Source organism: Nitrosococcus wardiae (assembly GCF_004421105.1).
In the GTDB taxonomy this organism is placed as follows: domain Bacteria; phylum Pseudomonadota; class Gammaproteobacteria; order Nitrosococcales; family Nitrosococcaceae; genus Nitrosococcus; species Nitrosococcus wardiae.
Window position 1 is genome coordinate 1,411,050 of sequence record NZ_CP038033.1, and the last position, 22,935, is coordinate 1,433,984.

Annotated in this window: 18 protein-coding genes and 1 pseudogene; 10 read left to right on the forward strand and 9 right to left on the reverse strand. The window is 51.4% G+C overall.

Features of this window, described 5'->3' with window-relative positions; translation table 11 throughout:
- Positions 1 to 146: 146 nt before the first annotated feature.
- The 5 genes from tkt (at position 147) to fba (ending at position 7,331) form a co-directional block, all read left to right on the forward strand.
- A complete protein-coding gene (gene tkt / locus E3U44_RS06960; protein WP_134357414.1) occupies positions 147 to 2,144 on the forward strand; it encodes a transketolase in 1,998 nt (665 codons plus the stop codon).
- A 99-nt stretch (positions 2,145 to 2,243) separates the two neighbouring features.
- The gene (gene gap / locus E3U44_RS06965; RefSeq protein WP_134357416.1) at positions 2,244 to 3,257 is read left to right on the forward strand and encodes a type I glyceraldehyde-3-phosphate dehydrogenase; all 1,014 of its coding nucleotides are present in this window, start codon (positions 2,244 to 2,246) and stop codon (positions 3,255 to 3,257) included.
- 140 nt (positions 3,258 to 3,397) lie between these two features.
- Positions 3,398 to 4,576 (forward strand): phosphoglycerate kinase, encoded by a 1,179-nt coding sequence (locus E3U44_RS06970; protein WP_134357418.1) that lies wholly within the window; start codon positions 3,398 to 3,400, stop codon positions 4,574 to 4,576.
- Between the two features lie 78 nt (positions 4,577 to 4,654).
- Positions 4,655 to 6,106, forward strand: coding sequence for a pyruvate kinase (gene pyk / locus E3U44_RS06975; protein ID WP_134357420.1), 1,452 nt, complete (start codon positions 4,655 to 4,657; stop codon positions 6,104 to 6,106).
- Positions 6,107 to 6,266: 160 nt separating this feature from the next.
- A complete protein-coding gene (fba, locus tag E3U44_RS06980; protein ID WP_134357422.1) occupies positions 6,267 to 7,331 on the forward strand; it encodes a class II fructose-bisphosphate aldolase in 1,065 nt (354 codons plus the stop codon).
- 314 nt (positions 7,332 to 7,645) lie between these two features.
- On the opposite strand, the gene E3U44_RS06985 is transcribed toward fba, so the two are convergent.
- The 3 genes and pseudogenes from E3U44_RS06985 to E3U44_RS19225 form a co-directional block, all read right to left on the reverse strand.
- Positions 7,646 to 7,906, reverse strand: a complete 261-nt coding sequence (locus E3U44_RS06985; RefSeq protein WP_338040795.1) for a RuBisCO small subunit-like domain-containing protein — start codon at positions 7,904 to 7,906, stop codon at positions 7,646 to 7,648.
- A pseudogene (locus E3U44_RS19885) lies at positions 7,904 to 8,083 on the reverse strand (RuBisCO large subunit C-terminal-like domain-containing protein); the annotation flags it as partial. The pseudogene E3U44_RS19885 and the gene E3U44_RS06985, both read right to left, overlap by 3 nt.
- Positions 8,084 to 8,169: 86 nt before the next feature.
- Positions 8,170 to 8,337: a hypothetical protein gene (locus tag E3U44_RS19225; RefSeq protein ID WP_166805016.1), complete on the reverse strand. Its 168-nt coding sequence runs from the start codon at positions 8,335 to 8,337 to the stop codon at positions 8,170 to 8,172.
- A 510-nt stretch (positions 8,338 to 8,847) separates the two neighbouring features.
- Here E3U44_RS19225 and E3U44_RS06990 point away from each other — a divergent pair.
- Positions 8,848 to 9,759: a LysR family transcriptional regulator gene (locus tag E3U44_RS06990; RefSeq protein WP_134357426.1), complete on the forward strand. Its 912-nt coding sequence runs from the start codon at positions 8,848 to 8,850 to the stop codon at positions 9,757 to 9,759.
- A gap of 310 nt (positions 9,760 to 10,069) precedes the next feature.
- Entirely contained in the window at positions 10,070 to 12,952 is a 2,883-nt protein-coding gene (locus E3U44_RS06995) for a bifunctional diguanylate cyclase/phosphodiesterase (protein WP_134357428.1), read from the forward strand.
- Between the two features lie 47 nt (positions 12,953 to 12,999).
- On the opposite strand, the gene mutL is transcribed toward E3U44_RS06995, so the two are convergent.
- From mutL to E3U44_RS07015, 4 genes are all read right to left on the reverse strand, one after another.
- A complete protein-coding gene (mutL, locus tag E3U44_RS07000; RefSeq protein WP_134357430.1) occupies positions 13,000 to 14,823 on the reverse strand; it encodes a DNA mismatch repair endonuclease MutL in 1,824 nt (607 codons plus the stop codon).
- Positions 14,824 to 15,088: 265 nt separating this feature from the next.
- Positions 15,089 to 16,429 carry an N-acetylmuramoyl-L-alanine amidase gene (locus E3U44_RS07005; protein WP_134357432.1) on the reverse strand — a complete coding sequence of 447 codons (1,341 nt, stop codon included), beginning with the start codon at positions 16,427 to 16,429 and terminating at the stop codon, positions 15,089 to 15,091.
- A gap of 81 nt (positions 16,430 to 16,510) precedes the next feature.
- Positions 16,511 to 16,984: a tRNA (adenosine(37)-N6)-threonylcarbamoyltransferase complex ATPase subunit type 1 TsaE gene (tsaE, locus tag E3U44_RS07010; protein WP_134357433.1), complete on the reverse strand. Its 474-nt coding sequence runs from the start codon at positions 16,982 to 16,984 to the stop codon at positions 16,511 to 16,513.
- Positions 16,984 to 18,474 carry an NAD(P)H-hydrate dehydratase gene (locus tag E3U44_RS07015; RefSeq protein WP_134357434.1) on the reverse strand — a complete coding sequence of 497 codons (1,491 nt, stop codon included), beginning with the start codon at positions 18,472 to 18,474 and terminating at the stop codon, positions 16,984 to 16,986. The genes tsaE and E3U44_RS07015 overlap by 1 nt, the downstream gene beginning before the upstream one ends.
- Before the next feature lie 304 nt (positions 18,475 to 18,778).
- Between E3U44_RS07015 and queG the strand changes: the two genes are divergently transcribed.
- Positions 18,779 to 19,900: a tRNA epoxyqueuosine(34) reductase QueG gene (gene queG, locus E3U44_RS07020; RefSeq protein WP_134357436.1), complete on the forward strand. Its 1,122-nt coding sequence runs from the start codon at positions 18,779 to 18,781 to the stop codon at positions 19,898 to 19,900.
- Here the strand turns inward: queG and orn are convergent.
- Positions 19,897 to 20,448: an oligoribonuclease gene (gene orn / locus E3U44_RS07025; RefSeq protein WP_134359698.1), complete on the reverse strand. Its 552-nt coding sequence runs from the start codon at positions 20,446 to 20,448 to the stop codon at positions 19,897 to 19,899. The two genes, queG and orn, sit on opposite strands and share 4 nt — an antisense overlap.
- Before the next feature lie 84 nt (positions 20,449 to 20,532).
- On the opposite strand from orn, the gene E3U44_RS07030 reads away from it, so the two are divergent.
- Together E3U44_RS07030 and E3U44_RS07035 are read left to right on the forward strand one after the other, a co-directional pair.
- Complete coding sequence (locus E3U44_RS07030) at positions 20,533 to 21,780, forward strand: M48 family metallopeptidase (protein WP_240761762.1); 1,248 nt, start codon at positions 20,533 to 20,535, stop codon at positions 21,778 to 21,780.
- Positions 21,767 to 22,081, forward strand: coding sequence for a hypothetical protein (locus E3U44_RS07035; protein ID WP_240761763.1), 315 nt, complete (start codon positions 21,767 to 21,769; stop codon positions 22,079 to 22,081). Before E3U44_RS07030 ends, E3U44_RS07035 begins: the two co-directional genes overlap by 14 nt.
- An 8-nt stretch (positions 22,082 to 22,089) precedes the next feature.
- Here E3U44_RS07035 and E3U44_RS07040 read toward each other — a convergent pair whose 3' ends face one another.
- Positions 22,090 to 22,923, reverse strand: a complete 834-nt coding sequence (locus E3U44_RS07040) for a Dam family site-specific DNA-(adenine-N6)-methyltransferase (RefSeq protein ID WP_134357439.1) — start codon at positions 22,921 to 22,923, stop codon at positions 22,090 to 22,092.
- Positions 22,924 to 22,935: the final 12 nt, after the last annotated feature.

Sequence of the window (22,935 nt, forward strand, 5' to 3'; positions counted from 1 at the left end):
CCCATTATATATATAGAGCACTTTAGAAGGCTTGGGCCTATAGGATTCCTGAAGTCATTGTCTGGTGAAGGAGCGCGGTAGGGTAAGGCTACGCGCCAAGGCAAGATTTAAGACGAGATTAATTAACGTAATTTAGGAGGTAAGCAATGCCTTCTCGCAGAGAATTGGCTAATGCCATCCGTGCGCTTAGCATGGACGCAGTGCAAAAGGCGAAATCCGGTCATCCTGGCGCCCCTATGGGGATGGCGGATATCGCTGAGGTGTTATGGAATGATTTTCTTAAGCATAACCCTAACAATCCCCAATGGGCGGATCGGGATCGATTCGTACTTTCTAATGGGCATGGCTCCATGCTGCTCTATTCCTTGCTCCACCTGAGCGGCTATGACGTAAGTATGGAGGACATCAAACAGTTCCGCCAGCTTCATTCCAAGACCCCGGGGCATCCAGAATATGGGTATGCCCCGGGTGTGGAGACCACGACTGGACCATTGGGTCAAGGCCTTAGCAATGCCGTGGGCATGGCTCTAGCTGAAAAAATCTTGGCGAGTCAGTTCAATCGCGATGGTCATGAAATCGTTGATCATTACACTTATGTGTTCCTCGGCGATGGCTGCTTAATGGAAGGGATCTCTCATGAGTCCTGTTCCTTGGCGGGTACCTGGGGATTAGGGAAGCTGGTTGCTTTTTATGATGACAACGGTATCTCCATTGATGGGGATGTGGCAGGATGGTTTACTGACGATACGCCGAAACGTTTTGAAGCCTATGGTTGGCACGTCGTGCGCAGTGTGGATGGGCATGACCCGGAGGCCATGCGGCAAGCCATTGAAGAGGCCCGTTCAGTCACCGATAAGCCCTCCCTGATTTGTTGCAAGACCTTGATTGGTTATGGGGCTCCTAATTTAGCTGGAAGCCATGATTGCCATGGAGCACCTCTTGGAGAGGATGAAATAGCGGCTACCCGCGATAAATTAGGTTGGTCCCATCCCCCCTTTGAAATTCCAGAGGAAATTTATGAGGGTTGGAATGGGGCTGAGAAAGGTAGGGCGGCAGAGGCAGCTTGGGATGAAAAGTTTGCCGCCTACAAGGCTGCTTATCCAGAGTTGGCGGCAGAATTTCAGCGCCGGCTCCAAAATAAACTTCCTGAGAATTGGGAAGCTACTGTCACTGAAGCTCTCCAGGCGGCGGATAGCAAGGCCGAGAAAATTGCTACCCGCAAGGCTTCTCAAAACGCCATTGAAGCCTATGCCCCAGTACTGCCGGAGTTATTGGGCGGATCGGCGGATTTAACAGGCTCCAATCTCACCCATTGGTCGGGTTCAAAGGTGATCGGCAAAACTATTGCTGAAGGTAATTATCTCCATTACGGTGTGCGGGAGTTTGGGATGTCAGCCATTATGAACGGGATTGCCCTGCATGGTGGCTTCATTCCCTATGGCGGCACCTTTTTAATGTTTTCCGAGTATGCCCGCAATGCAGTGCGGATGTCTGCACTCATGGGCGTGCAAAGTATTTTTGTCTATACCCATGATTCCATCGGCTTGGGTGAGGACGGTCCGACCCACCAAGCAGTGGAGCAGGCGGCTACCTTGCGCTATATTCCACGTATGTCGGTATGGCGCCCTTGCGATGCGGTGGAAAGTCTGGTCGCGTGGAGGGCGGCTATTGAGCGTAAAGAGGGGCCGACCTCCATGCTATTTTCCCGCCAGGGGGTGCCTCCTCAGAAGCGGACCCCTAAACAGATTGAAGATATTCGCCGTGGCGGTTATATCCTGCGTGACACGGATGGTAGGCCAGATGTCATTATAATGGCCACTGGTTCTGAGGTCGCGTTGGCAATGGAAGCTGCTGAAACTTTGGCAGGTAAGGGTATCAAAGTGCGGGTTGTGTCTATGCCTTGCACGGATGTCTTTGATGCTCAAGACGAAACCTATCGGGAAGCGGTTCTACCTTCTGATGTGAGGGCTCGATTGGCGGTGGAGGCGGGAGTCACCGATTATTGGCGGAAATATGTTGGCCTTGAAGGCAAAGTATTGGGTATTGATACTTTTGGAGAATCGGCTCCAGCCCCGGAGGTGTACAAGCACTTTGGTCTTACCCCAGAGAACCTGGCCAAGATTGCCGAAGATATGATTTCTTAAACAGGTAAAATTTTCTACATCAGTACGCTGCCTGGAAAATTGGCAAGACCATTTCCTGGAGCGCTAGAGTAATTTTTTGAAAAAAACGGAGATAGAGCCATGGCGATTAAAGTCGCAATCAACGGTTACGGCCGCATTGGCCGCAATGTTTTGCGCGCTTTGTATGAACGCGGTCGTAGCAGTGATATCCAGATCGTGGCGATTAATGATCTAGGAGATGCCAATACCAACGCCTATTTGACCCAGTACGATACCGTGCATGGTAAATTTCCCGGTGAGGTCTCGGTTGATGGAGATTATTTGATCGTCAACGGTGATAAGATTCGTGTGGTAGCCGAAAGGGACCCAGCTCGATTGCCCTGGGATGAATTGGGTGTGGATGTGGTACACGAGTGCACTGGCTTGTTTACCAGCAAGGAAAAAGCCTCGGCCCACCTTCAGGCGGGGGCTAAAAAAGTAATTATTTCTGCGCCGGGAGGTGGAGATGTGGATGCCACTATCGTCTACGGCGTCAACCATGATTCCTTAAAGGCCTCTGATACGGTTATCTCCAACGCCTCTTGTACGACCAACTGCTTGGCGCCTCTCGTTAAGGTGCTCCAAGATAATATTGGTGTCGAGCATGGCTTGATGACTACGGTGCACTCTTACACCAATGATCAGGTATTAACCGACGTTTACCATAAGGATCTCCGTCGGGCTCGTTCTGCTACCCAGTCCATGATCCCCACTAAAACGGGTGCGGCGGCGGCAGTCGGGTTGGTACTGCCGGAACTGAATGGCAAATTGGATGGTTTTGCAGTGCGGGTGCCGACCATCAATGTTTCTTTGGTTGACCTGACTTTCGTAGCCTCCCGTAATACCAGCAAGGAGAGCATTGATGGGATGATGCGAGAGGCGGCCACAGGTGATTTGCAAGGGGTCCTCGCTTACAACGACAAGCCGCTTGTTTCCATGGATTTTAATCACGATCCTGCCTCTTCAGTATACGAGGCTAGCCTAACCAAGGTGATGCAAGGCAATTTGGTCAAAGTGCTGGCATGGTATGATAATGAATGGGGCTTCTCCAATCGCATGTTGGATGCCACCGTTGCCCTGATGAATGCCAAGTAAGTGAGGCTGTGGGGCGTGGGGTTGTCTATCGGGACGACCCCACGCCGCAATCACCTTAAAACCAACCTTGAGAGACGCTTAATCTAGCCTAATTGGGCGATTCGTCTTTAGGCCATGCCTTTATACAAGGAGTGAGTTCCATGTCTGTTCTAAAAATGACCGATCTGGATCTTGCTGGGAAGCGAGTCCTTATTCGTGAAGACCTTAACGTGCCCCTGAAAGAGGGTAAGGTTGCCGACGATACCCGTATCCGAGCATCCCTGCCCACTGTTCAACAGGCGGTGCAGGCTGGTGCTAAGGTCATGTTAATGTCTCATCTGGGGCGTCCCACTGAGGGTGAATTCGATCCATCCTTTTCTTTGGCCCCCGTAGCTGATCATTTGTCTCACTTACTGGGTCAGGAAGTCCGTTTAGTACGAGACTGGCTGGAGGGCATAGAGCTCGGCGAAGGGCAGGTGGCTCTATGTGAAAATGTCCGGTTTAATCCGGGAGAGAAGAAAAACGATGAAACCCTGGCCAAGAAAATGGCTGCCCTCTGTGACGTTTATGTGATGGATGCCTTTGGCAGCGCTCACCGGGCGCAGGCCTCTACCCACGGGGTTGCCAAATACGCGCCGATCGCGTGTGCGGGACCCTTGCTGGCGGGTGAACTGGAAGCTTTGGCGAAGGCCTTGGATAAACCTGCCCGGCCCCTTGTCGCCATTGTGGGGGGTTCCAAGGTTTCTACTAAGTTAACGGTATTGGAGAGCCTGTCACAAGTAGTCGATCAGCTAATTGTGGGGGGGGGTATTGCCAATACCTTTATTGCCGCGGCAGGTTACAATGTGGGCAAATCCCTCTATGAAGCGGATTTGGTAGGAACTGCTAAGCAATTGAGAACTGCAGCCCAGGAACGGGGCGGGGATATCCCGCTACCAGTCGATGTGGTTTGTGGTAAGGAGTTTTCCGAGAGCGCGGAAGCCACCTTAAAGCGGATCGGTGAAGTGGCAGAGGATGATATGATTTTCGATATCGGGCCCGAGACCTCGAAGCATTTTGCGGAAATACTAAAGGAAGCGGGGACTATTGTCTGGAATGGCCCTGTTGGGGTATTTGAGTTCGATCAATTCGGTGAAGGGACCAAGGCGCTGTCATTAGCCATTGCTGAAAGCCCAGCTTTTTCTATCGCTGGCGGTGGAGATACCTTAGCGGCTGTAGCCAAGTATGGTGTGAGTGATCAGATTTCTTATATTTCTACCGGCGGAGGGGCCTTTCTGGAATTTCTGGAAGGGAAGAAACTGCCGGCGGTCGCTATCCTTGAAGAGCGAGCAAATCAGTAGCCAATATGCTGTTTTGCCTATTCTTTGGGGTTTTGCTCGGTTGCAAAGAATAATCTCGGGGAGGGCTCCGGAAAAATTATGCTAAGACGAACTAAAATCGTCGCCACTCTAGGTCCAGCAACGGATGACCCCAAGGTCTTAGACCAGATCATCGAAGCGGGAGTCGATGTGGTCCGCCTGAATTTTTCCCATGGCCCCCGTGATTTTGACCAGGCCTGCAAATTACACCGGGAGCGGGTGGAAACGGTGCGGAGCCGGGCCCAAGCCTATGGGCGGCAGGTGGGAGTACTGGCTGATTTGCAAGGGCCGAAAATCCGTATCGCCAAATTCAAGGCCGGTAAAGCAAACTTGGAGGATAAGGCCCGCTTTACCCTGGACCTTAGTCTGCCGAAAGATGCGGGTGACGAAAACCAAGTTGGGGTAGATTATGAGGATTTGGCGGATGATGTCAGCCGCGGGGATACCTTACTCCTAGACGATGGCCGCATTGTTCTGTGGGTGGAGGAAGTCGTCGGCCCGAAGATTGCCTGCCGGGTGGTCATCGGGGGGATTCTGTTAGATAACAAAGGTATCAATCGCCAAGGCGGTGGTCTTTCAGCCAAAGCGCTGACAGCTAAGGACCGCAGGGATATTCAATGTGCTGCCGAGCTTCAGGTTGATTATTTAGCGGTCTCATTTCCCCGCAGTGCTGATGACCTCAATGAAGCCCGAGAGTTATTCCAGGCTGCGGGTGGCCGGGGCGGGATTGTGGCGAAGATTGAACGTGCTGAAGCCCTAGAAAATCTGGAAGAAATGATTGCTGCCTCTGAGGCGGTAATGGTTGCCCGGGGGGATCTCGGGGTTGAGATTGGGGATGCTGCCCTGCCGCCGGTGCAGAAAAATATCATTCACTTGGCACGGAAGATGAACGGGGTGGTGATTACCGCCACTCAGATGATGGAGACGATGATTAAAAGCCCAGTTCCTACCCGAGCCGAGGTTTTTGATGTGGCCAATGCGGTTCTGGATGGTACCGATGCGGTGATGCTGTCTGCGGAAACGGCATCCGGTGATTTTCCAGGCAAAGCGGTAGCGGCAATGGACCGAATCTGCCGTGAGGCTGAGAAACAATACCAAGTTACCGTTTCTACCCATAGGATTAATTCCCGTTTTAGTCGGATAGATGAGGGGATTGCCATGGCGGCCATGTATTTGGCCAACCATTCTGCTATCAAAGCGATCGCAGCGCTTACCGAGTCGGGCTCTACCCCCCTATGGATGTCCCGCATCAGTTCCGCTATCCCGATTTATGCCTTGACGCGGCATGTGGAGACGCGTAGAAAGGTAACCCTATATCGTGGTGTTTGCCCCGTAAGTTTCAATGTCAATTCTTCTGATCATGCCCTCATCAACCGTGAGGCCATCAGTGAATTACAGCGTCGAGGGGCAGTGCGCGATGGGGACTGGGTGATCATTACCAAGGGGGATCTTACTGGTGTGCAGGGAGGCACCAATGCGCTGAAAGTTGTCCAAGTCGGCAATATGGTATAGAAAACCTGGGGAATAATGACTCAAAGCCTTAATGCCCTATCAGCGCTTCAAGATCGCTATAAAATAGCCTTTAAAGGCAATCCCACTTACAGGATTTGATTTAGAATTGTCATTTAGAAATTTAATCAGGTTATATTGCTAACTGTGTGAGGACAAAAAAATGGCCTTAATTACGTTGCGTCAATTGCTTGACTACGCTGCGGAGCATAACTTTGGTATCCCAGCATTTAATGTCAACAACATGGAGCAGGTGCATGCAATCATGCAGGCGGCTGAGGCTGTCGACAGCCCAGTCATCATGCAGGCCTCGGCTGGGGCCCGCTCCTATGCCGGCGAGCCGTTTTTGCGTCACTTGATTGCGGCGGCGGTGGAGCAGTACCCCCACATTCCGATTTGTATGCATCAGGATCATGGGGCGGAACCTTCAGTATGCTTGCGCTCCATCCAGTCTGGTTTTTCCTCGGTGATGATGGATGGTTCTTTGATGCCGGATATGAAGACTCCATCCAGCTATGAGTACAACGTCAATGTGACCCGCCAAGTGGTGGATATGGCCCATGGCGGTGGGGTTTCCGTAGAAGGCGAGTTGGGTTGTTTGGGTTCCCTGGAAACCGGTATGGCGGGGGAAGAAGATGGGTCGGGTGCTGAAGGCCAACTCAGCCATGATCAGTTGCTCACCAATCCTGAAGAAGCTGCGGATTTTGTCAAAAAGACCAAGGTGGACGCTTTGGCCATTGCCATTGGTACCAGCCACGGAGCCTACAAATTTACCCGTCCGCCGACCGGGGACATTTTAGCCATTGAGCGAATTAAGGAGATCCATGCTCGGATTCCTGACACCCATTTGGTGATGCATGGCTCTAGCTCAGTACCCCAGGAATGGTTAAAGATCATCCATGAATTCGGCGGCGATATCGGCGAGACTTATGGCGTGCCTGTAAAGGAAATCCAAGAAGGAATCCGGCATGGAGTGCGGAAGGTCAATGTGGACACTGATCTGCGCCTTGCGGCGACCGGTGCTGTCCGCAAAAATTTGGCCGAGAATCCGAAAAACTTCGATCCCCGCAAATACCTTAAAGCATCCACGGCGGCTATGAAGGACATCTGCCAGGCTCGCTTTGAGGCTTTTGGTTGCGCAGGTCATGCTTCGAAAATTAAATCCCTGTCCTTGGAAGCCATGTCCAAGCGTTATGCGAGCGGTGAATTAGACCCGCGAGTGAACTAATAAGGGTAGACCTATACCATAAAGGGCGGGTTTATCCCGCCCTTTGCTTATCTAGCCCTAATGTTGCATGAACCTTGCTGGAGAGCGAAACTGATGGGCCTGCCATTGATGGCACTGGGTGAAGTCAGAGCAAATGAATCCAATCATGGAACCTTCAGGGTCTATACAGGCTGTGATGGTAGGATTCTTCCGCCGATATAGCGTCGAATGGGGGACGGGCCACCGCCTCATTGCCATTTGCAGCATATCCGCTCCCTTCCCAGCATTATCATTGTTGGTGACGGGCCATTGCGGACCCGTCACCAACAACTCTATTAATACCGCTCGCCTTCCGGCTTCTCCGTGGCATAGCTCCGTACAGTGTAATGGATATGCCGTCCTTCCACTTCCTGTCGGATTAACCCGAATCCCGGTTCGCTCTTGGGTCGATTGACGATAAACGACATACAGGGCGATTCAACCCCACGATCGCTGTTAAACGCCGTTACTCGGATGTAGTGGTGGGGAAAAGTTTTGCGGCAATCGCTAACTTCCATCAGAATCCCGGCGGGATCCTTCAGGTCGAACATAGGCATGCCAAGCTCAAGACTTGTCGGGGTGTGCCGTTCCCGCAAAGTGTCGTAGAAACCTTTAATCATGAGCGGATCACCCTCTAGTTTGCCCACTACGGTACCGGCATAAATATGATCGACACCGGCCATGCGCATCCACTTACAGATCACGCGGAAGTTCATACCGTTTTCTGTAACTCTAACAGGGAGTAGTGGCGATTGGCCTGTTCACAGATACCCCGAAGACCAGTAATACCAATTTAGCAAAAGGATGCAATTTATTAAGGTTATAAGTGTTTGTTTATACTCATTATTATACAATGAAAAGTTACATGAAATTGGTATAAATCGTCCATCTTTTCTTCTGCCCGCAATCCTACTGCCGCCAGAGCACCGATAATGCCATCCCCGTTACCGGTCAGTCCTTCTAGATAAATTTTTTCTTGGTAAGCCAAACTCCAGGCCTCCATGGGTTGAGGATTTTTTGCTTGGCCCGACGCCCGTAGCTATAAAGGGTGGGAGACCACCTGGTCTGCGGTGGTGATGCATAGTCCTGTATCGGCGCCAGGAGCGCCTGAGGTTAAGAGAAAATGGCGGCAGAACTCGGTCAGTTCCTGGCAATCCTGAGCTTTGCCGAACATGCTAAATGCTAAGGCAGGCGGCGCTGTGATGGGAAGTGTAGGGAATGGCGGGGTTGACCAACAGTTGATGGCGGGCGACCCCTTTATGTTTTTAGTAAGAACAGAACTTACTTTAGGGAACCGCCAGGGCTGAGTGCTATTCCCCAGCGAAAATATTGAGTTTGAGATTGTCTGGTCGTACACAAAATTTAGGCTGTGTGGGTGGGAACACGCTCTGCGGTCATTATATAAATAAGTATGCTAAATTTATGCATAAATAAGATCCAATATTTTTGATTATTTTATAAGGCAATACTTATTTAGTGTTTTCTTGAGAGTGTGAACATGCATGTAACTCTTCGCCAACTTTATGTTTTTGAGGCAGTGGCCCGCCATCTTAGCTATACCCGGGCGGCGGAAGAACTCCATCTGAGTCAGCCGGCGGTATCCATGCAGATCAAACAGTTGGAAGATAACGTGGGTTTGACGCTATTTGAGCAACTGGGCAAAAAAATTTTTCTTACCGAGGCGGGCCAGGAACTTTACCAGTACAGCCAGCAGATCTCCCGGCAGCTCAGTGAGGTTGAGGATGTTCTGGAAGAACTTAAGGGAAGTCGGCGAGGCACCCTCACGATTGCTGTAGCCACTACCGCCACTTATTTTGCCCTTCATTTGCTGGGCCGGTTTCATCAGCGTTTTCCTGGGGCCAACATTAGCCTCGATGTGGCCAATCGCGAAGCTTTGCTGAGGCATTTAGAAGAAAATACAGTTGATATGGTGATTATGGGTAAACCTCCAGAGAACTTGGAGGTAGTGGCTGAACCCTTCATGGATAATCCACTGGTGGTTATTGCCCCCCCAGCCCATCCACTCGTAGAGGGGCGGCGAGTGCCCTTAACCGTATTGCAACAAGAGACTTTTATCCTGCGTGAGCGGGGATCTGGCACCCGGATTGCGATGGAGCGTTTTTTTGCCCATCTGGGAGCTACGATTACTTCCAGCATGGAAATTAGCAGTAACGAGGCCATCAAACAGGCAGTACAGGCCGGACTTGGCCTTGGGATCGTCTCCCAACACACGTTGGAGAAGGAGATCGCTTTACAGCGGTTGGTAATTCTAGAGGTTGATTCTTTCCCTATTATGCGCCATTGGTACATCGTGCACCGAAAAAGCAAGCGCTTCACCGCCCTGCACCAGGCCTTCAAGGATTTGGTTATGGAAGAGGCCCGGGGGTTGGTTAACAAAACACCTAAATGAAATCAGAAGTTTTACCGTTATTACCTCTTAGGACGGGGCTAAAAGGGTTAAAATATCCTATCAATTGAGGGCTAAGCTATCCTTAGTTCGACAAAGGCAGTAGTATCATTGATTCCAATGATAGAATTTTTCTAAAAACTTGCCGATTTAATAAAGTATTAAAAGAAAAAGTAAAGCGTCCGAAATCTTGAAGTTCTTAGAACAAAATATCCGCCTTCGATGTAAATCCCTAAGGGCCCTCGGGTGACTTTACTCTGGCGGAAAAAGCGATGGATGCTTGAGGATGTAGCATTCTCTGCGGAAGGTACTGATGTCCGATCCTGAACAAGCCCCTACCCCCTATTTCCTTAGCCTTAAATGGAAGGCAGTTTTGGTATTTAGCTTAGTTCTGGTTACGATTAATGCGTCCTTGGCAGGACTTGCTTATTTAGGGTTACAACGCCAATTTGCTTTGCAGCGCGAGCAAGTCTATTTGGATCATGTCCATAAAATCCAAGGGCTTATTAAAAATTCTTACCAGCGCATGGAGCAACTAGCAGATATTGTGCCGCTGTTGCGGGGAGGGAATGATGGTGATGGCTCCCTGATTAGGCAAATTCAGTCTATATTCAACCGGCATGGGTACTTGTTGCAAATGGTATGGGGGGTAGAAATAGCGAGTTTCTATTCTTCTGAAAATGAGTTATTGGTGTCTTGGGAACAGCAGGCCAATACGGGTGAGGTTTCGGAATGGGTGTATGCAGCGAATAAGAGAGAACAACCGGTTACCGGGCTAGATTGTAAGGATAAGTGTATCCAATATGTAGCGGTTCCCTTGCTTGCTAATAATGAACGCGCTGGCGTCTTACTGCTTGGTCGCTCTCTTGCCGATGTGGTGCTGGACTTCCAACGGATCTCCGGCGATGATATTGGCATCATTACGGCCAGCCAGCTGCATCCTAGGGGGGGAGTTGAGACAAGACGAGTGCTGCCTGAATGGAACATGCGGGTGACGGCCCTGACCCAGCTAGAGCACAATTTGCTCGTGTTACGGTCGGTGTCTGAAGGCTATTCGCTTGCCGCAGTAGGGGAGCGGCATATATGGCACCGCCATGGGGGTCGAGAATATGAAGTTCGTCTGATACCCATTAATGAGACGAGTGGAGAGACTCAGGCTCAGTTAGTGGTGATTAGTGATGTGACTAGTGCTCTTGCCGATATCCGGTTAGCGACTCGGCAAAGCCTGCTCGGTGGCTTCATCGGCCTCATGGTTTCCGAGATCCTTTTGCTGCTCTTGCTGTGGAAACCTATGGCTCGCTTGCAGCGGGTTGCTCTCAGTCTTCCCTATTTGGCTGAGCATGCTTTCGAGCAAGTCCGAGCACGCCTGAGTCAACCGATTCGACGTTTCTGGGGCCGAGATGAAATCGACGTCCTTAATAATACTGCCATCACCCTCTCCTATCAGTTAGAAGCGCTGCAGGCAGAAATACAAAAGCGGACCCGCAATTTAGCTGAGCGGCGGGATGATTTAGCGCGGGAACGGGACTTTGTCACCGGATTGTTAAATACGGCTCAGGTCATCATCCTAACCCAAAATGCTGCTGGGCAGGTGGTGATGTTAAACCGGCAAGGGCTAATAATCACAGGCTATAATGCCGACGAAATTGTCGGCCGACCCTTCAGTGAACTATTGGCGGGCGATAGAATTTCTCCCGAGGTGCTCCAGGAATTAGAAGAACTACGGGTGGGTCGCCGAGAACACGTGCGCGTAGATGCTGGGCTTCGCTGCCGGAATGGCAGCCAGCGTACTATTTCTTGGTTCCACTCTCGCCTGCTGGTCCATTCACCCCATGATGCCGTGGTGCTTAGCGTGGGGCATGATGTAACTGAAAGGGAGCAGGCGGAGCAACAATTGGCCTGGCTAGCGGATCATGATCCTTTGACTGAATTATTTAATCGGCGCCGTTTCCAAGGTGAGTTCGAGCAAATTCTCATGGCTTCCAAGCGTTATAAGCATAATGGAGGCCTGCTTTATTTTGATCTTGACCAATTCAAATATATTAACGATACCAGCGGCCATCAAGCTGGAGACGCCCTGTTGCGAATGGTGGCTGACAAGCTACGCCAAGTTGTTCGGGCGAGCGATGTCATCGCCCGCCTAGGGGGAGATGAATTTGCCGTGGTGATTCGCGAGTGTGACGCTGATGGCGCGGTCCAGGTGGCGCGAAAAGTCCGTACCCAACTAGGTACCTTAGAATTTCCAGCTCGAGGTCGTAACCACTCCATCTCTGCCAGTATCGGTATTGCGCTTTTCCCGCTCCATGGTACTACCGTCCATGATCTCATGGCCCACGCTGATCTAGCCATGTACCAGGCTAAGGAAGAAGGAAGAGGGCGTTGGCATTTATTCTCGAGCGATGAGCGAGTTCGTGAACGGATGCAGAATCGGGTCTATTGGAAAGAGCAGATCGAGCAAGCGCTTCGGGAAGATCGATTCTTGCTTTATTTCCAGCCGGTATTGAATATCTGCACCAATACCATAGGCCATTATGAAGTTCTGCTGCGAATGCGTGATTATCGGGGCAGAATTGTCTCTCCAGGTCAGTTTATCCCAGTTGCCGAGCAATCAGGTTTGATCCATTCCATCGATCATTTAGTATTGCGGAAGGCCATTACCAAGCAAGCGAGGTTGTGGTCCCAAGGGTATAAATTGACGCTATCTATTAATCTTTCAGGCCGGGTGGTGGATGATCCTGAATTGGTGCCTATATTAGAGGATTTATTAAGAACGACCGGCGTTGACCCTTCCTCATTGATGTTTGAAGTGACCGAGACGGCAGCAGTGGCCGATATGGTAGCCGCCGCAAACCTGATGCATAAAATAAAAGCCCATGGTTGCCAATTTGCCTTGGACGATTTTGGGGTGGGTTTTTCCTCCTTTTTTCACCTTAAGCAGTTGCCGGTTGATTATGTCAAAATTGATGGTGTGTTCGTTCGGCAATTAGCTGAAAACCATCAAGATCAGGTTTTTGTCAAGGCGCTAAGCGAGATTTCCAAAGGTCTTGGCAAGAAAGCCATCGCGGAATTTGTAGAAGATGCGGAGACCTTGGTATTGCTCCGCGAATACGGAGTGGATTATGCCCAAGGCTACTATATTGGCCGGCCGGCCCCTCACATTATCGAAACTCCATGCTCTGAGGGGAAGCTAGCCTAGTTCCGCTCATCCTAATAGGGGGATAAAGCCGGTGCACCTTGGCGTGCCTAGCCCGGAGCAAACCACTTTTTGATTTCGTTCTTTGGTAATGTTTGCCAGGGAGGTTTAACTTTAAGGTCTGGTTTGTTCTGATAAAGATCTTCCAATTCTCGAAGAAGAGCATTCATTTCTTGTAAGGAGGGAGAGGCTATTGTGGGCGCTGGATACCGCTCTGTAAAGCTAAGGATGATTTCCTTTAAGAGGGTTTCCTCAAGCTTATCTTGTTGCTGCTCGGTTAATTGGGTAAGCAAGGCAGGCAGCCATTGTTCCAGGTTAAATTCTCGGAGAGAAGCAGGTATTTCCCGAAGAACAACAACATTAGGCCCTAGCCGATGTAGCCCAAAACCGAGTGCTAATAGTTCAGAGGTATGTTGTTCTGTCCATTCTGCTTGCTGAGGAGAGACCTTGAAAGTGAGAGGGAGCAGTAAAGGCTGTCGGGTGATATGATCTCTGGCATAGGCAGCACGTAGGCGCCTTTGGGCTAAGTGGGCGTGAGCCGTAGGAAGGTCAACTAGCACTAATCCTTGGTCGTTTTCTGCGAGCAGATAGCGTCCGAGGACAAACGCCTGGGCTTGGCCAAGCAATGATGACTTATGGTGGTTTACTTTGCGGGAAAGGGTACGGCTCCTCCTTGGGTAAAGGCCATAGTTCTCCGCGGCTTCTGCTATAGGAAAGGCCCTCTCAAGCCGGCCTTGGTGGGGAATGCCAAGGAACTTTGGTGGAGGGTCCTGATTGATTTGCTGAGAACAAATTGGGACCTCCAAAGGAGACCCGCAAGGGGCGTCCCCTGGAAGGCGGGTCTCCATAGCTGGCCAAGGCGTCCCTGTTGAGTCAGCTTGTTCTAGTATTTCGGTTAAAGTGCGAACAATAAAACCATGAACTTGCCGGGCTTCTCGAAACCGGACCTCATTTTTGGCGGGGTGGGCATTGACATCTACTTGGCTGGGGGGCAACTCTAGATAGAGTAAATAGGCTGGGTGGCGTCCTTGAGGAAGGCGGTTGCCATAGGCTTGGCGAGTCGCATGAGTCAACAACCGGTCTCGAACCATGCGCTGGTTGACGTAGACGTACTGGAGGTCAGTTTGACTACGGCAGAATTCAGGATGCCCTAACCAACCCCACAGGCGCAGTCCTGCTGTCTCCCGCTTAAAATATAAACTATGCTCTGTAAAAGCCTGTCCGCAGATCTTGGCAATCCGTTTTAGCTGGTCAGGGGAGCGGAGGCAGGAAGGCAAGGTAAAAAGAGGACGGCGATTATAGCTTACCCGGAAGCTTACCTCGAAGTGACTGAGGGCCAGCCGTTCTAGGGTAGCACGCAGGTGCATAAACTCTGTTTTTTCTCCCCGGAGAAAGCGCCGTCGGGCGGGGGTGTTGTAAAATAAATCACGGACTTCGACGGTAGTGCCAACGGGATGAGCCACGGGTTGGGCTGTGGTATTTTCCCGAAGGCACCAGCCGTATTCCGCATTGACCACTCGGGAGCTGAGGCTGAGGTGGGAAACCGCTCCAATGCTTGCCAAGGCTTCGCCGCGAAAACCTAGGGTGGTGATGTTAAGTAATTGCTCTTGCTGGTGGATTTTACTAGTCGCGTGGGACCTTAAAGCCAGGTTCAGATCCTCAGGATGAATGCCGCAACCGTCATCACGAACTTGGATTAGCCCAATTCCCCCTGCCGCACTTTCGATCTCAATGCGTTGCGCCCCGGCATCCAAGGCGTTTTCCACCAGTTCCTTGAGCACTGAAGCGGGGCGCTCCACTACCTCGCCGGCGGCAATCTGATTAGCCAGGGCGGAGGACAGAAGTTGAATACGGGGAAGGGAAGAATCTGTCATGGGAAGCAGGAATATCCTCAAAAGCATTTCCCGTTTAATTTAGACTTAAGGAACTTGGGGCCGGGATGATAAAATACGCTGTCAATCCGTCCGTTCCTGGGGCGGGCGTTCACCGGTCTGCGTGGGTCCATCGGACCCAGGGCCTTTGCCGCCGACGCTGCCCTAAGCCCGGCTAGGCTCCCTCTAAATGGGAACCGCTATAGTTCTTGGAGCGACCTAAAAGCCTTCGTCCTGAGTATAGCAAAGGGTGGGGAGTGTTGGGGGGCTAAGGAATGAGTAAGATCTCCCCCTCCTTTATGCGGTCGCCTTCAAGGCCATTGACTAAGCGCAGTTGATTGAGATTCACGTCATAGTGCTGGGCAACCTCAGAGAGGGTATCGCCACGGCTGATAATATGGCGCCGTCGGGCAAGCAGGGTACCTGGCAGAGGGTTGCTGTAGAAATAGCGGCGGACGCCATCCATCATGGCTTTAGCTAGTCTCCGCTGGTGGTGTCGGCTGCGCAGTTTACGCTCTTCATGGGGGTTGGAAATGAAGGCGGTTTCTACCAGCACCGAAGGGACGTCTGGAGATTTGAGTACGGCAAAACCCGCATGTTGTACATTTCGATTATGGACTTGACTGACTTTCCCGAGGCCAGCGAGGATCGCCGCGGCGGTTCCAAGGCTTGCTTCGCGGGTGGAGGTTTGAGATAAATCAAGTAGCACTTGGGCTAAAAGATCGCCCTTGTCATTCAAGCTCACGCCACCGATGAGATCCGATTCATTTTCCTTTTTGGCTAGATAGCGCGCTGCTTCACTGCTTGCCCCTTTTTCTGAGAGGACATAGACGGAGGCACCGCGAGCCTTAGGATGAGTGAAAGCGTCAGCGTGGATAGAAATAAAAAGATCGGCTTTGTGTTGGCGGGCCTCATTGATCCGCTCTCTCAGACCGACGTAGTAATCGCCGTTGCGGATCATTATTGGATGCATGCCGGGTTCTCGTTCCACCAGCCGGGCTAATTCCCGAGCGATGGCCAGTACCACCTTCTTTTCTTGGGTTCCCTGAGGGCCGATGGCGCCTGGATCTTCACCCCCATGACCGGCGTCAATCGCAATCACAACATCCCGAAGTTTCTCCCTGTTGACAGAGGCCACTTCTTTGGTTGGTTTTGCTGGTTTTACCAGCTTTTGCGGAGGCTTTTTAATTTCGGTTGGGGTTAAATCAATGACCAGGCGATGACCATGCTTTTTATAGGGTTTTAGTAAAAAGCTTTTGGGACGTGCGGCATGGGTTAGATCGAGCACCACTCGCAGGATGCCATTGTTCTTGTCGGCGCTACGGAGTCCACGGAGTAAATCACTGTTAAAGCGACGGTTAGGAAGGGGTTGGGCTAGGCGAGTATTGGCCAGATCAATCACAATCCGGTGGGGTTTTGTTAGGGTAAAAACCCGATGTTGAGCAGGGGCGCTTAAATCGAAGACGAGTCGAGTTTTTTCCGCGGCAGGCCACACCCGCACTCCCTGCACCTGGGTCTTAGCAAAGGCTAGGACAGGTGCGAGGCAAAGTAATAATTGACACGCTATTCTTCTCACGATAACTGAAATATCGACTATTTTAGAACCCATCTTTAATCCCACCTGGCTAGGATGGAATAAGTTTATTTTTCTTTGTTTTTTTATAGATAGGATTTGTTTTTGTCAAGTTTTCTAGAAACTAATTTCAGTTTTAAGGTGGTGGAGCAACTGCTTTCCCCGTTCCGTCCTAGCTTCTAAACGGGCTAACCGGCTCTGGGTTCCCTTGTATTCCAGAGTCACCTGGAGATCGGGAAGCGGCAGCAAGCTTGCCCCCCGCTCCGGCCATTCCACAAGGCAGATAGCCTCCGGGCTGAAATAATCTTGAATACCCATGAATTCCAGCTCTTGTGGATCGCTTAAACGATAGAGATCAAAGTGATACAGCTGCCGTTGGCCCACAGTATAGGGTTCTACTAGGGTATAAGTGGGGCTCTTGACCGCACCTTGGTGTCCAAGGGCTTGCAGGAAGCCCCGGGCAAGTGTGGTTTTCCCTACGCCCAAGGTTCCAATGAGGAATATAACCACCCCTGTTTTCTCACAGGTACGGGCCAAGTGGGCACCTAGGGCGAGTGTGGCCTCCTTACCAGTTAAGGTGATCTCAACCATTAGCTAATTTGGAGGTTGGCTAGACGCCGCAGATAGAACATCAAATCTCCAGCTAGCAGTCCCCGTTCACCCCCTTCGCGGGCAGCGCGATCGCCAGCCATGGCATGGATTGTGACTCCAAGATGAGCTGCTTCGCTGAGGGTAAGGCCTTGGGCCAGGAGGCCGGCGATAGCTCCCGAGAGGACGTCTCCCATGCCCCCACTGGCCATCCCGGGGTTGCCTGCTGTGCACAGTCCCAGTGATTGACGACCTGCGCATACCAGGGTCCCATGGCCCTTGAGGACAGCAACCCCACGGTAGCGTTGATGCAGGTTACGGACGGCACCAAAGCGGTTCGCCTGTATTTCCTCAGTATTGCAACCTAGTAACCGGGATGCTTCGCCGGGGTGGGGGGTGATGATCCAATGATCATGCTGGCGAGGCTGTTTAGCCAAGAGGTTAAGGGCATCAGCATCGACCACTAGGGGATGGGTGGTGTTCAGGGCCTCATTGAGCATCATTTGGCCCCAAGTCCCTTGACCTAGGCCTGGACCAATCACAATAACTGTGGCCCGTTGCAGCAAGGGCTTGAGATCCTCTGGGCTTTCCACCCCATAGCACATCAACTCTGGGCGGGCCATGTTGAGTAGAGAAGCATGCTGCCCTCGGGTAGCAATACTGACCAGCCCTGCTCCTACTCGATAAGCGGCTTCTCCTGCCATGCGGGCGGCTCCTGGCATCCCTTGTTCCCCGCCGATAATCAGAACGTGGCCATAATCGCCCTTGTGCCCCGCCCGGGCACGGGGGGGCAATTTAGCAATTCTTTCCTCAAGGATAATGCGGTAGGCAGAAGGGGTGACTTGCGTATAGACTTCAGGGGGGATCCGCAGGGAGTCAAAAGCAATCTCGCCACAGTAATCGGGACCCAGATGGGTGAATAGGCCTTGTTTGAGACCCACGAAGGTGGCGGTCACTTGGGCTTTGACTGCAGTTCCTAAGATGCTTCCCGTATCGGCATGGAGGCCAGAAGGAATATCGATGGAAAGTACCGGGTGTCCAGAGGCATTGATGGCATGGATAGCATCAGCCCAGGGGCCAGCGACTTCGCGACTGAGCCCAGTACCGAAAATGGCATCTGCCACCACATCTGCAGAGTGGAGTGCTTGGGGTTGGAAGGGAAGGATTTTCATTCCGTTATCGAGCAGAGTTTGCCGGGCAGCGCGGGCATCGGCGCTGAGTTTGTCAGCATCGCCGACCTGATAGACTGTCACATACATTTCAGCTTTGCGGGCCAAGCGGGCAAGGATATAGCCATCGCCGCCGTTGTTGCCAACCCCGCAGATAACTACTAAGCGTTGAGCCTGAGGCCAGTGCTTACGTAGCTGTTCCAGGGTGGCCATACCGGCCCGTTCCATTAGCGTGGTACCCGAAATCCCAAACTCTTCAATAGTTCGTCGGTCCAATTCGCGTACTTGGGCAGCAGTGTACAAGGCAAGGGGCAGAATGGCCATTTTGGTTACCTCTATTAAGCTGTAATTTTAAAATTAAGTATCTCAGTAAAAGTTTTGAAGTATTCCGGGAGCGAGCCGGTGGCGTGGAGCCAGGGGACAGGGAAGTCCCCGCCAACCCTTTTTTCAGGGAGGAAAAACGGGTTTGCGGAACACCACCGGCTCGCTCCTAAAACACCTTATATCTTATTCATAGGTACTTAATAGGCAATAGTGTTTTTGCAGCTGTTGGCTTAGTGGAAATTTATGGGCTAAAGGGCTGTTCTACACCGAGCTGTCCTGGGAATCCAGCCTATTTTTAGCAGAGATGGGTATCATAGACATCATGTATGGAAGGGAAAACAGAGCACTGGACCTTAATGCCCTGGCCGCTGATATCAAGCAATGGGGCCATAAATTGGGTTTTCAGCACCTAGGTATTACAGATATTGCGCTAGGGGAGGCAGAAAAACATTTGCTGGATTGGCTTCAGGCTGGACGCCACGGAGAAATGGCCTATATGGCCCGGCATGGTCTCAAGCGTACTCGGCCCGCGGAGTTGGTGCCGGGAACCGTTCGAGTCATCTCGGCGCGGATGGATTATTGGCCCGAGGCGGATAATAATCCTTGGCATATTTTGGAAGATGATTCCCTCGGTTATATTTCCCGCTATGCTTTGGGACGAGACTATCATAAGGTCTTGCGGAAACGACTCCAACAATTGGCAAAACAAATTGAGGCGGCTATCGGGCCTTTTGGCTACCGGGTTTTTAGTGACAGTGCGCCAGTGATGGAAAAGGCTTTGGCAGAAAAAGCAGGGCTAGGCTGGGTGGGTAAGCATACCAATCTGCTGGCCCGTGATGCTGGGTCATGGTTCTTTCTTGGGGAAATCTATACCGATTTACCCTTGCCACCGGATTCCGCCACTACCAGCCATTGCGGGACTTGTCAGGCTTGTATCGATATCTGTCCTACCCAGGCGATTGTGGCTCCCTACCAATTAGATGCGCGGCGTTGCATTTCCTATCTGACTATTGAACTGCGTGGCTCTATTCCAGAGCCCTTACGACCTTTGATTGGCAACCGGATCTACGGCTGTGACGACTGTCAGCTCGTTTGCCCCTGGAATCGTTATGCCCAGGTGACGAGAGAGAAGGATTTTAGTCCTCGTCATAAATTGGCCGCCCCTCAATTGTTGGATTTGTTTGCCTGGAGCGAGGAAGAGTTTCTATCCCGTACTGAAGGTTCGGCGATTCGCCGAGTCGGTTATCTGGGTTGGCTGCGCAATATTGCTGTGGCACTGGGCAATGCTGCGCCCCATCCTCACATTATCCGCGCCCTCCAAGCCCGTGCCGATCACCCCTCGGCTCTAGTGCGGGAGCACGTGGCCTGGGCCTTAAAGGAGCAAGTCCGCAAAAGTAGCGCTGCCACCCCAGGGGGAGAGGATTAACCTGGCAAGCGAAAGAAATGGGCTCGATAGTAAGCCAATTCCTGGATGGATTCCCGGATATCGGCTAAGGCGAGATGAGCGCTTTCCTTCTTGAAACCTTTGGCAATCTCTGGTGCCCAACGTTTGGCAAGCTCCTTAATGGAACTGACATCCAAGTTACGGTAGTGAAAGTAGGCTTCTAGCCTAGGCATGTAGCGGGCGAGAAAACGTCGATCCTGGCAAATGCTGTTGCCACACAGGGGGGAGCTATTGGCAAGGGTGTGTTGGCTGAGGAATTCCAGGGTGCGTTGTTCCGCTGTTGCCTCATTGATAAGGCTGTGGCGTACTCGCTCAACTAGACCGGATTTGGTATGTTGTCGTGTATTCCATTCGTCCATGTTGTCGAGGATGGCGTCGTTTTGATGGATGGCGAACACCGGGCCTTCCTCGATAATATTAAGGTCACTATCCGTGACTACGGTAGCGATCTCGAGAATGACATCCTGAGTCGTATCAAGACCGCTCATTTCTAGGTCTAACCAGATCAAGTTGGGGGGATCCTGAGCCATAGTTGCCAATTGCTGTGTAATCACTTGCACCGCATTCTACCAGAAGCTAACCTCCTTCACAGGTTTTAATTTAAGATAATTGCTATGAATACTTACAGTTTCTTATTTTTAGTTTTTGTTGGTTTGATGCTGGGCTTAGAGCTATGGCTGGCACGTCGTCAGCTTCGCCACGTGAGGTTACACCGGGGGCGGGTTCCGCCGCCTTTTGAGGATCATATTTCCCTAGCTGCGCACCAGAAGGCGGCTGACTATACGGTGGCTAAGCTTCGGCTAGGTATTGCGAGCGAGGTCTTCGGCATCCTGGTGTTGTTGTTCTGGACCTTAGGGGGGGGATTGGCTTGGCTCGATGGCTTCTGGCGAAATTGGGGTTGGAGTGAGCTTGGCACTGGGGTTGCCGTACTCCTCAGCTTTGTCTTTATCGGGGCTATGATTGAGTTGCCGCTAAGGATTTATCGGATTTTTGTGCTAGAACAGCGTTTTGGTTTTAATCGGACCACGGGGCGTTTATTCCTACAGGATCTCTTCAAGCAAGGGGTGCTGATATTCATGCTGGGTATTCCTATTGCGGCCGGCGCTCTCTGGCTCATGGGACATGCAGGGGGCTACTGGTGGTTTTCTCTATGGTTGGCATGGTTAAGCCTTGCCGTGTTCATGATGTGGGCTTATCCTGCTTTTATTGCGCCTCTTTTCAATACTTTTACTCCCCTGGCGGATGAGGATCTCAGGCATCGGGTCGAGGATTTGCTGTCCCGCTGTGGCTTTAAAAGCCAAGGCATTTTTGTGATGGACGGCTCGCGCCGCTCTGGACATGGCAACGCCTATTTCACGGGGCTTGGAAGCAACAAGCGTATCGTCTTTTTTGATACCCTCTTAGAATCCCTCGATCCCGATCAAATTGAGGCTGTATTGGCCCATGAACTCGGTCATTTTAAGCGTCACCATATTTTCAAAAATCTCCTGGTTATGGCTATGCTTAGCCTTGGGGGGCTAGCCTTGTTAGGCTGGTTGAGTGCCCAACCCGCGTTCTATCAGAGCTTAGGGGTGAACCAACCTTCCAACTATATGGCTTTGGCGCTGTTTATGTTAGTGACGCCAGTATTGACCTTTTTTCTACATCCTTTATTGGCCTATATTTCTCGCCGTTATGAGTTTGAAGCGGATGAGTTTGCCGCTAAGATGGCCAACAGCCAGGCTTTGGTCCAGGCGCTAGTAAAGCTCTATAAAGAAAATGCAAGTACCTTAACCCCCGATCCTATTCACTCGGCGGTTTATGATTCCCATCCACCTGCGCCGGTGCGGCTGGCGCATCTTCAGACCCATGGCGCGAATTAGGGTCATTCGCGCCTGGAGTTGGAGTCTCTGGATATTTTGTCTAGGGGCAAATTCCCTTTGGGCAGCAGATACTGAACAGGGCAAAATTCTTCACGATAAGGCATGCATCACCTGTCATGCTTCCCTGATGAAGGGTCATCCTTCTTTGATATATACCCGTGAGGATCGTCGCATTCAGTCTCTGGCCGCCCTGAGGAAGCGGGTACAGCGTTGTAGTGTGGCGGCGGGGGTGGATTGGTCCCAGGAAGCCCTAGAGGATGTTATCGCCTATCTTAACCAATCCTATTATCATTTCCGATAAGGAAAGGTCTATGTGAAGAGGGCAAGGACTTCGTTCACCGGGGCCCGTTGATCGCCCTTGCAACTGATAAAGCGAGTTACCGAAAAGCCTATTAATTGGGCATTGCGGTAAGCTTGGCGGGTAGACGGGGTGTCATGATTGGAAATTAAAACGGGAATTCCCCGTTTGGCAAGCCGTTCCGCGTTTTGAGACAATGCTTCTTGCTCTTTGGGACCAAAGGAATGACCGCTATAGTGAGTGAAGCGGGCGGTGCCGCTTAAGGGCACATAAGGCGGGTCGGCATAGATCACGGTGCCGTGTCTAGCTCGTGCAAAGACTTTTCGGAAATCCAGGCAAGTAAATTTAGCTTGTCGTGCTTTGAGGTGGAAGGCCGCCATCTCCTTACGCGGAAAATAAGGCCGTTTATAACGACCGAAGGGGACATTAAACACACCGGAGGCGCTGTAGCGGCAAAGACCATTGTAGCCGTGACGGTTTAAGTAGACAAAAAGCGCGGCTTTCTCAGCAGGATCATCGGTAATATTGAAGCGGGTTCGTAACCTATAGTAAGTCTCAGGCGTATTGTGGCGGGGGGTGAAAAAGCTGCCCGCATAGTGGATAAAATCTTTGCCTTCTTGTTGCAGGATTTGATAAAGCGTAATGAGGTCAGGATTAATATCATTCACCAGATAGCGTTCATATTCCGTGTTGAGAAAAAGCGCTGCCGATCCTGCAAAAGGTTCAATGAGACGCTTTCCTTGGGGAAGTACCTGAATAATCTGGGCTAAAAGGCGATATTTGTTCCCCGCCCACTTCAGGAAGGGGCGTTGGTATCCCCCACCCGAAGCGTTATCTGAGGACATGGGCGGCGTTAC

What these genes read in the sequence shown, in the direction of transcription:
- tkt (WP_134357414.1), top strand. Translation starts at nt 147, where the DNA reads ATGCCTTCTCGCAGAGAATTGGCTAATGCCATCCGTGCGCTTAGCATG.
- gap (WP_134357416.1), top strand. Translation starts at nt 2,244, where the DNA reads ATGGCGATTAAAGTCGCAATCAACGGTTACGGCCGCATTGGCCGCAAT.
- E3U44_RS06970 (WP_134357418.1), top strand. Translation starts at nt 3,398, where the DNA reads ATGTCTGTTCTAAAAATGACCGATCTGGATCTTGCTGGGAAGCGAGTC.
- pyk (WP_134357420.1), top strand. Translation starts at nt 4,655, where the DNA reads ATGCTAAGACGAACTAAAATCGTCGCCACTCTAGGTCCAGCAACGGAT.
- fba (WP_134357422.1), top strand. Translation starts at nt 6,267, where the DNA reads ATGGCCTTAATTACGTTGCGTCAATTGCTTGACTACGCTGCGGAGCAT.
- E3U44_RS06985 (WP_338040795.1), bottom strand. Translation starts at nt 7,906, where the DNA reads ATGCCTATGTTCGACCTGAAGGATCCCGCCGGGATTCTGATGGAAGTT.
- E3U44_RS06990 (WP_134357426.1), top strand. Translation starts at nt 8,848, where the DNA reads ATGCATGTAACTCTTCGCCAACTTTATGTTTTTGAGGCAGTGGCCCGC.
- E3U44_RS06995 (WP_134357428.1), top strand. Translation starts at nt 10,070, where the DNA reads ATGTCCGATCCTGAACAAGCCCCTACCCCCTATTTCCTTAGCCTTAAA.
- mutL (WP_134357430.1), bottom strand. Translation starts at nt 14,823, where the DNA reads ATGACAGATTCTTCCCTTCCCCGTATTCAACTTCTGTCCTCCGCCCTG.
- E3U44_RS07005 (WP_134357432.1), bottom strand. Translation starts at nt 16,429, where the DNA reads ATGGGTTCTAAAATAGTCGATATTTCAGTTATCGTGAGAAGAATAGCG.
- tsaE (WP_134357433.1), bottom strand. Translation starts at nt 16,984, where the DNA reads ATGGTTGAGATCACCTTAACTGGTAAGGAGGCCACACTCGCCCTAGGT.
- E3U44_RS07015 (WP_134357434.1), bottom strand. Translation starts at nt 18,474, where the DNA reads ATGGCCATTCTGCCCCTTGCCTTGTACACTGCTGCCCAAGTACGCGAA.
- queG (WP_134357436.1), top strand. Translation starts at nt 18,779, where the DNA reads ATGGGTATCATAGACATCATGTATGGAAGGGAAAACAGAGCACTGGAC.
- orn (WP_134359698.1), bottom strand. Translation starts at nt 20,448, where the DNA reads ATGGCTCAGGATCCCCCCAACTTGATCTGGTTAGACCTAGAAATGAGC.
- E3U44_RS07030 (WP_240761762.1), top strand. Translation starts at nt 20,533, where the DNA reads ATGAATACTTACAGTTTCTTATTTTTAGTTTTTGTTGGTTTGATGCTG.
- E3U44_RS07035 (WP_240761763.1), top strand. Translation starts at nt 21,767, where the DNA reads ATGGCGCGAATTAGGGTCATTCGCGCCTGGAGTTGGAGTCTCTGGATA.
- E3U44_RS07040 (WP_134357439.1), bottom strand. Translation starts at nt 22,923, where the DNA reads ATGTCCTCAGATAACGCTTCGGGTGGGGGATACCAACGCCCCTTCCTG.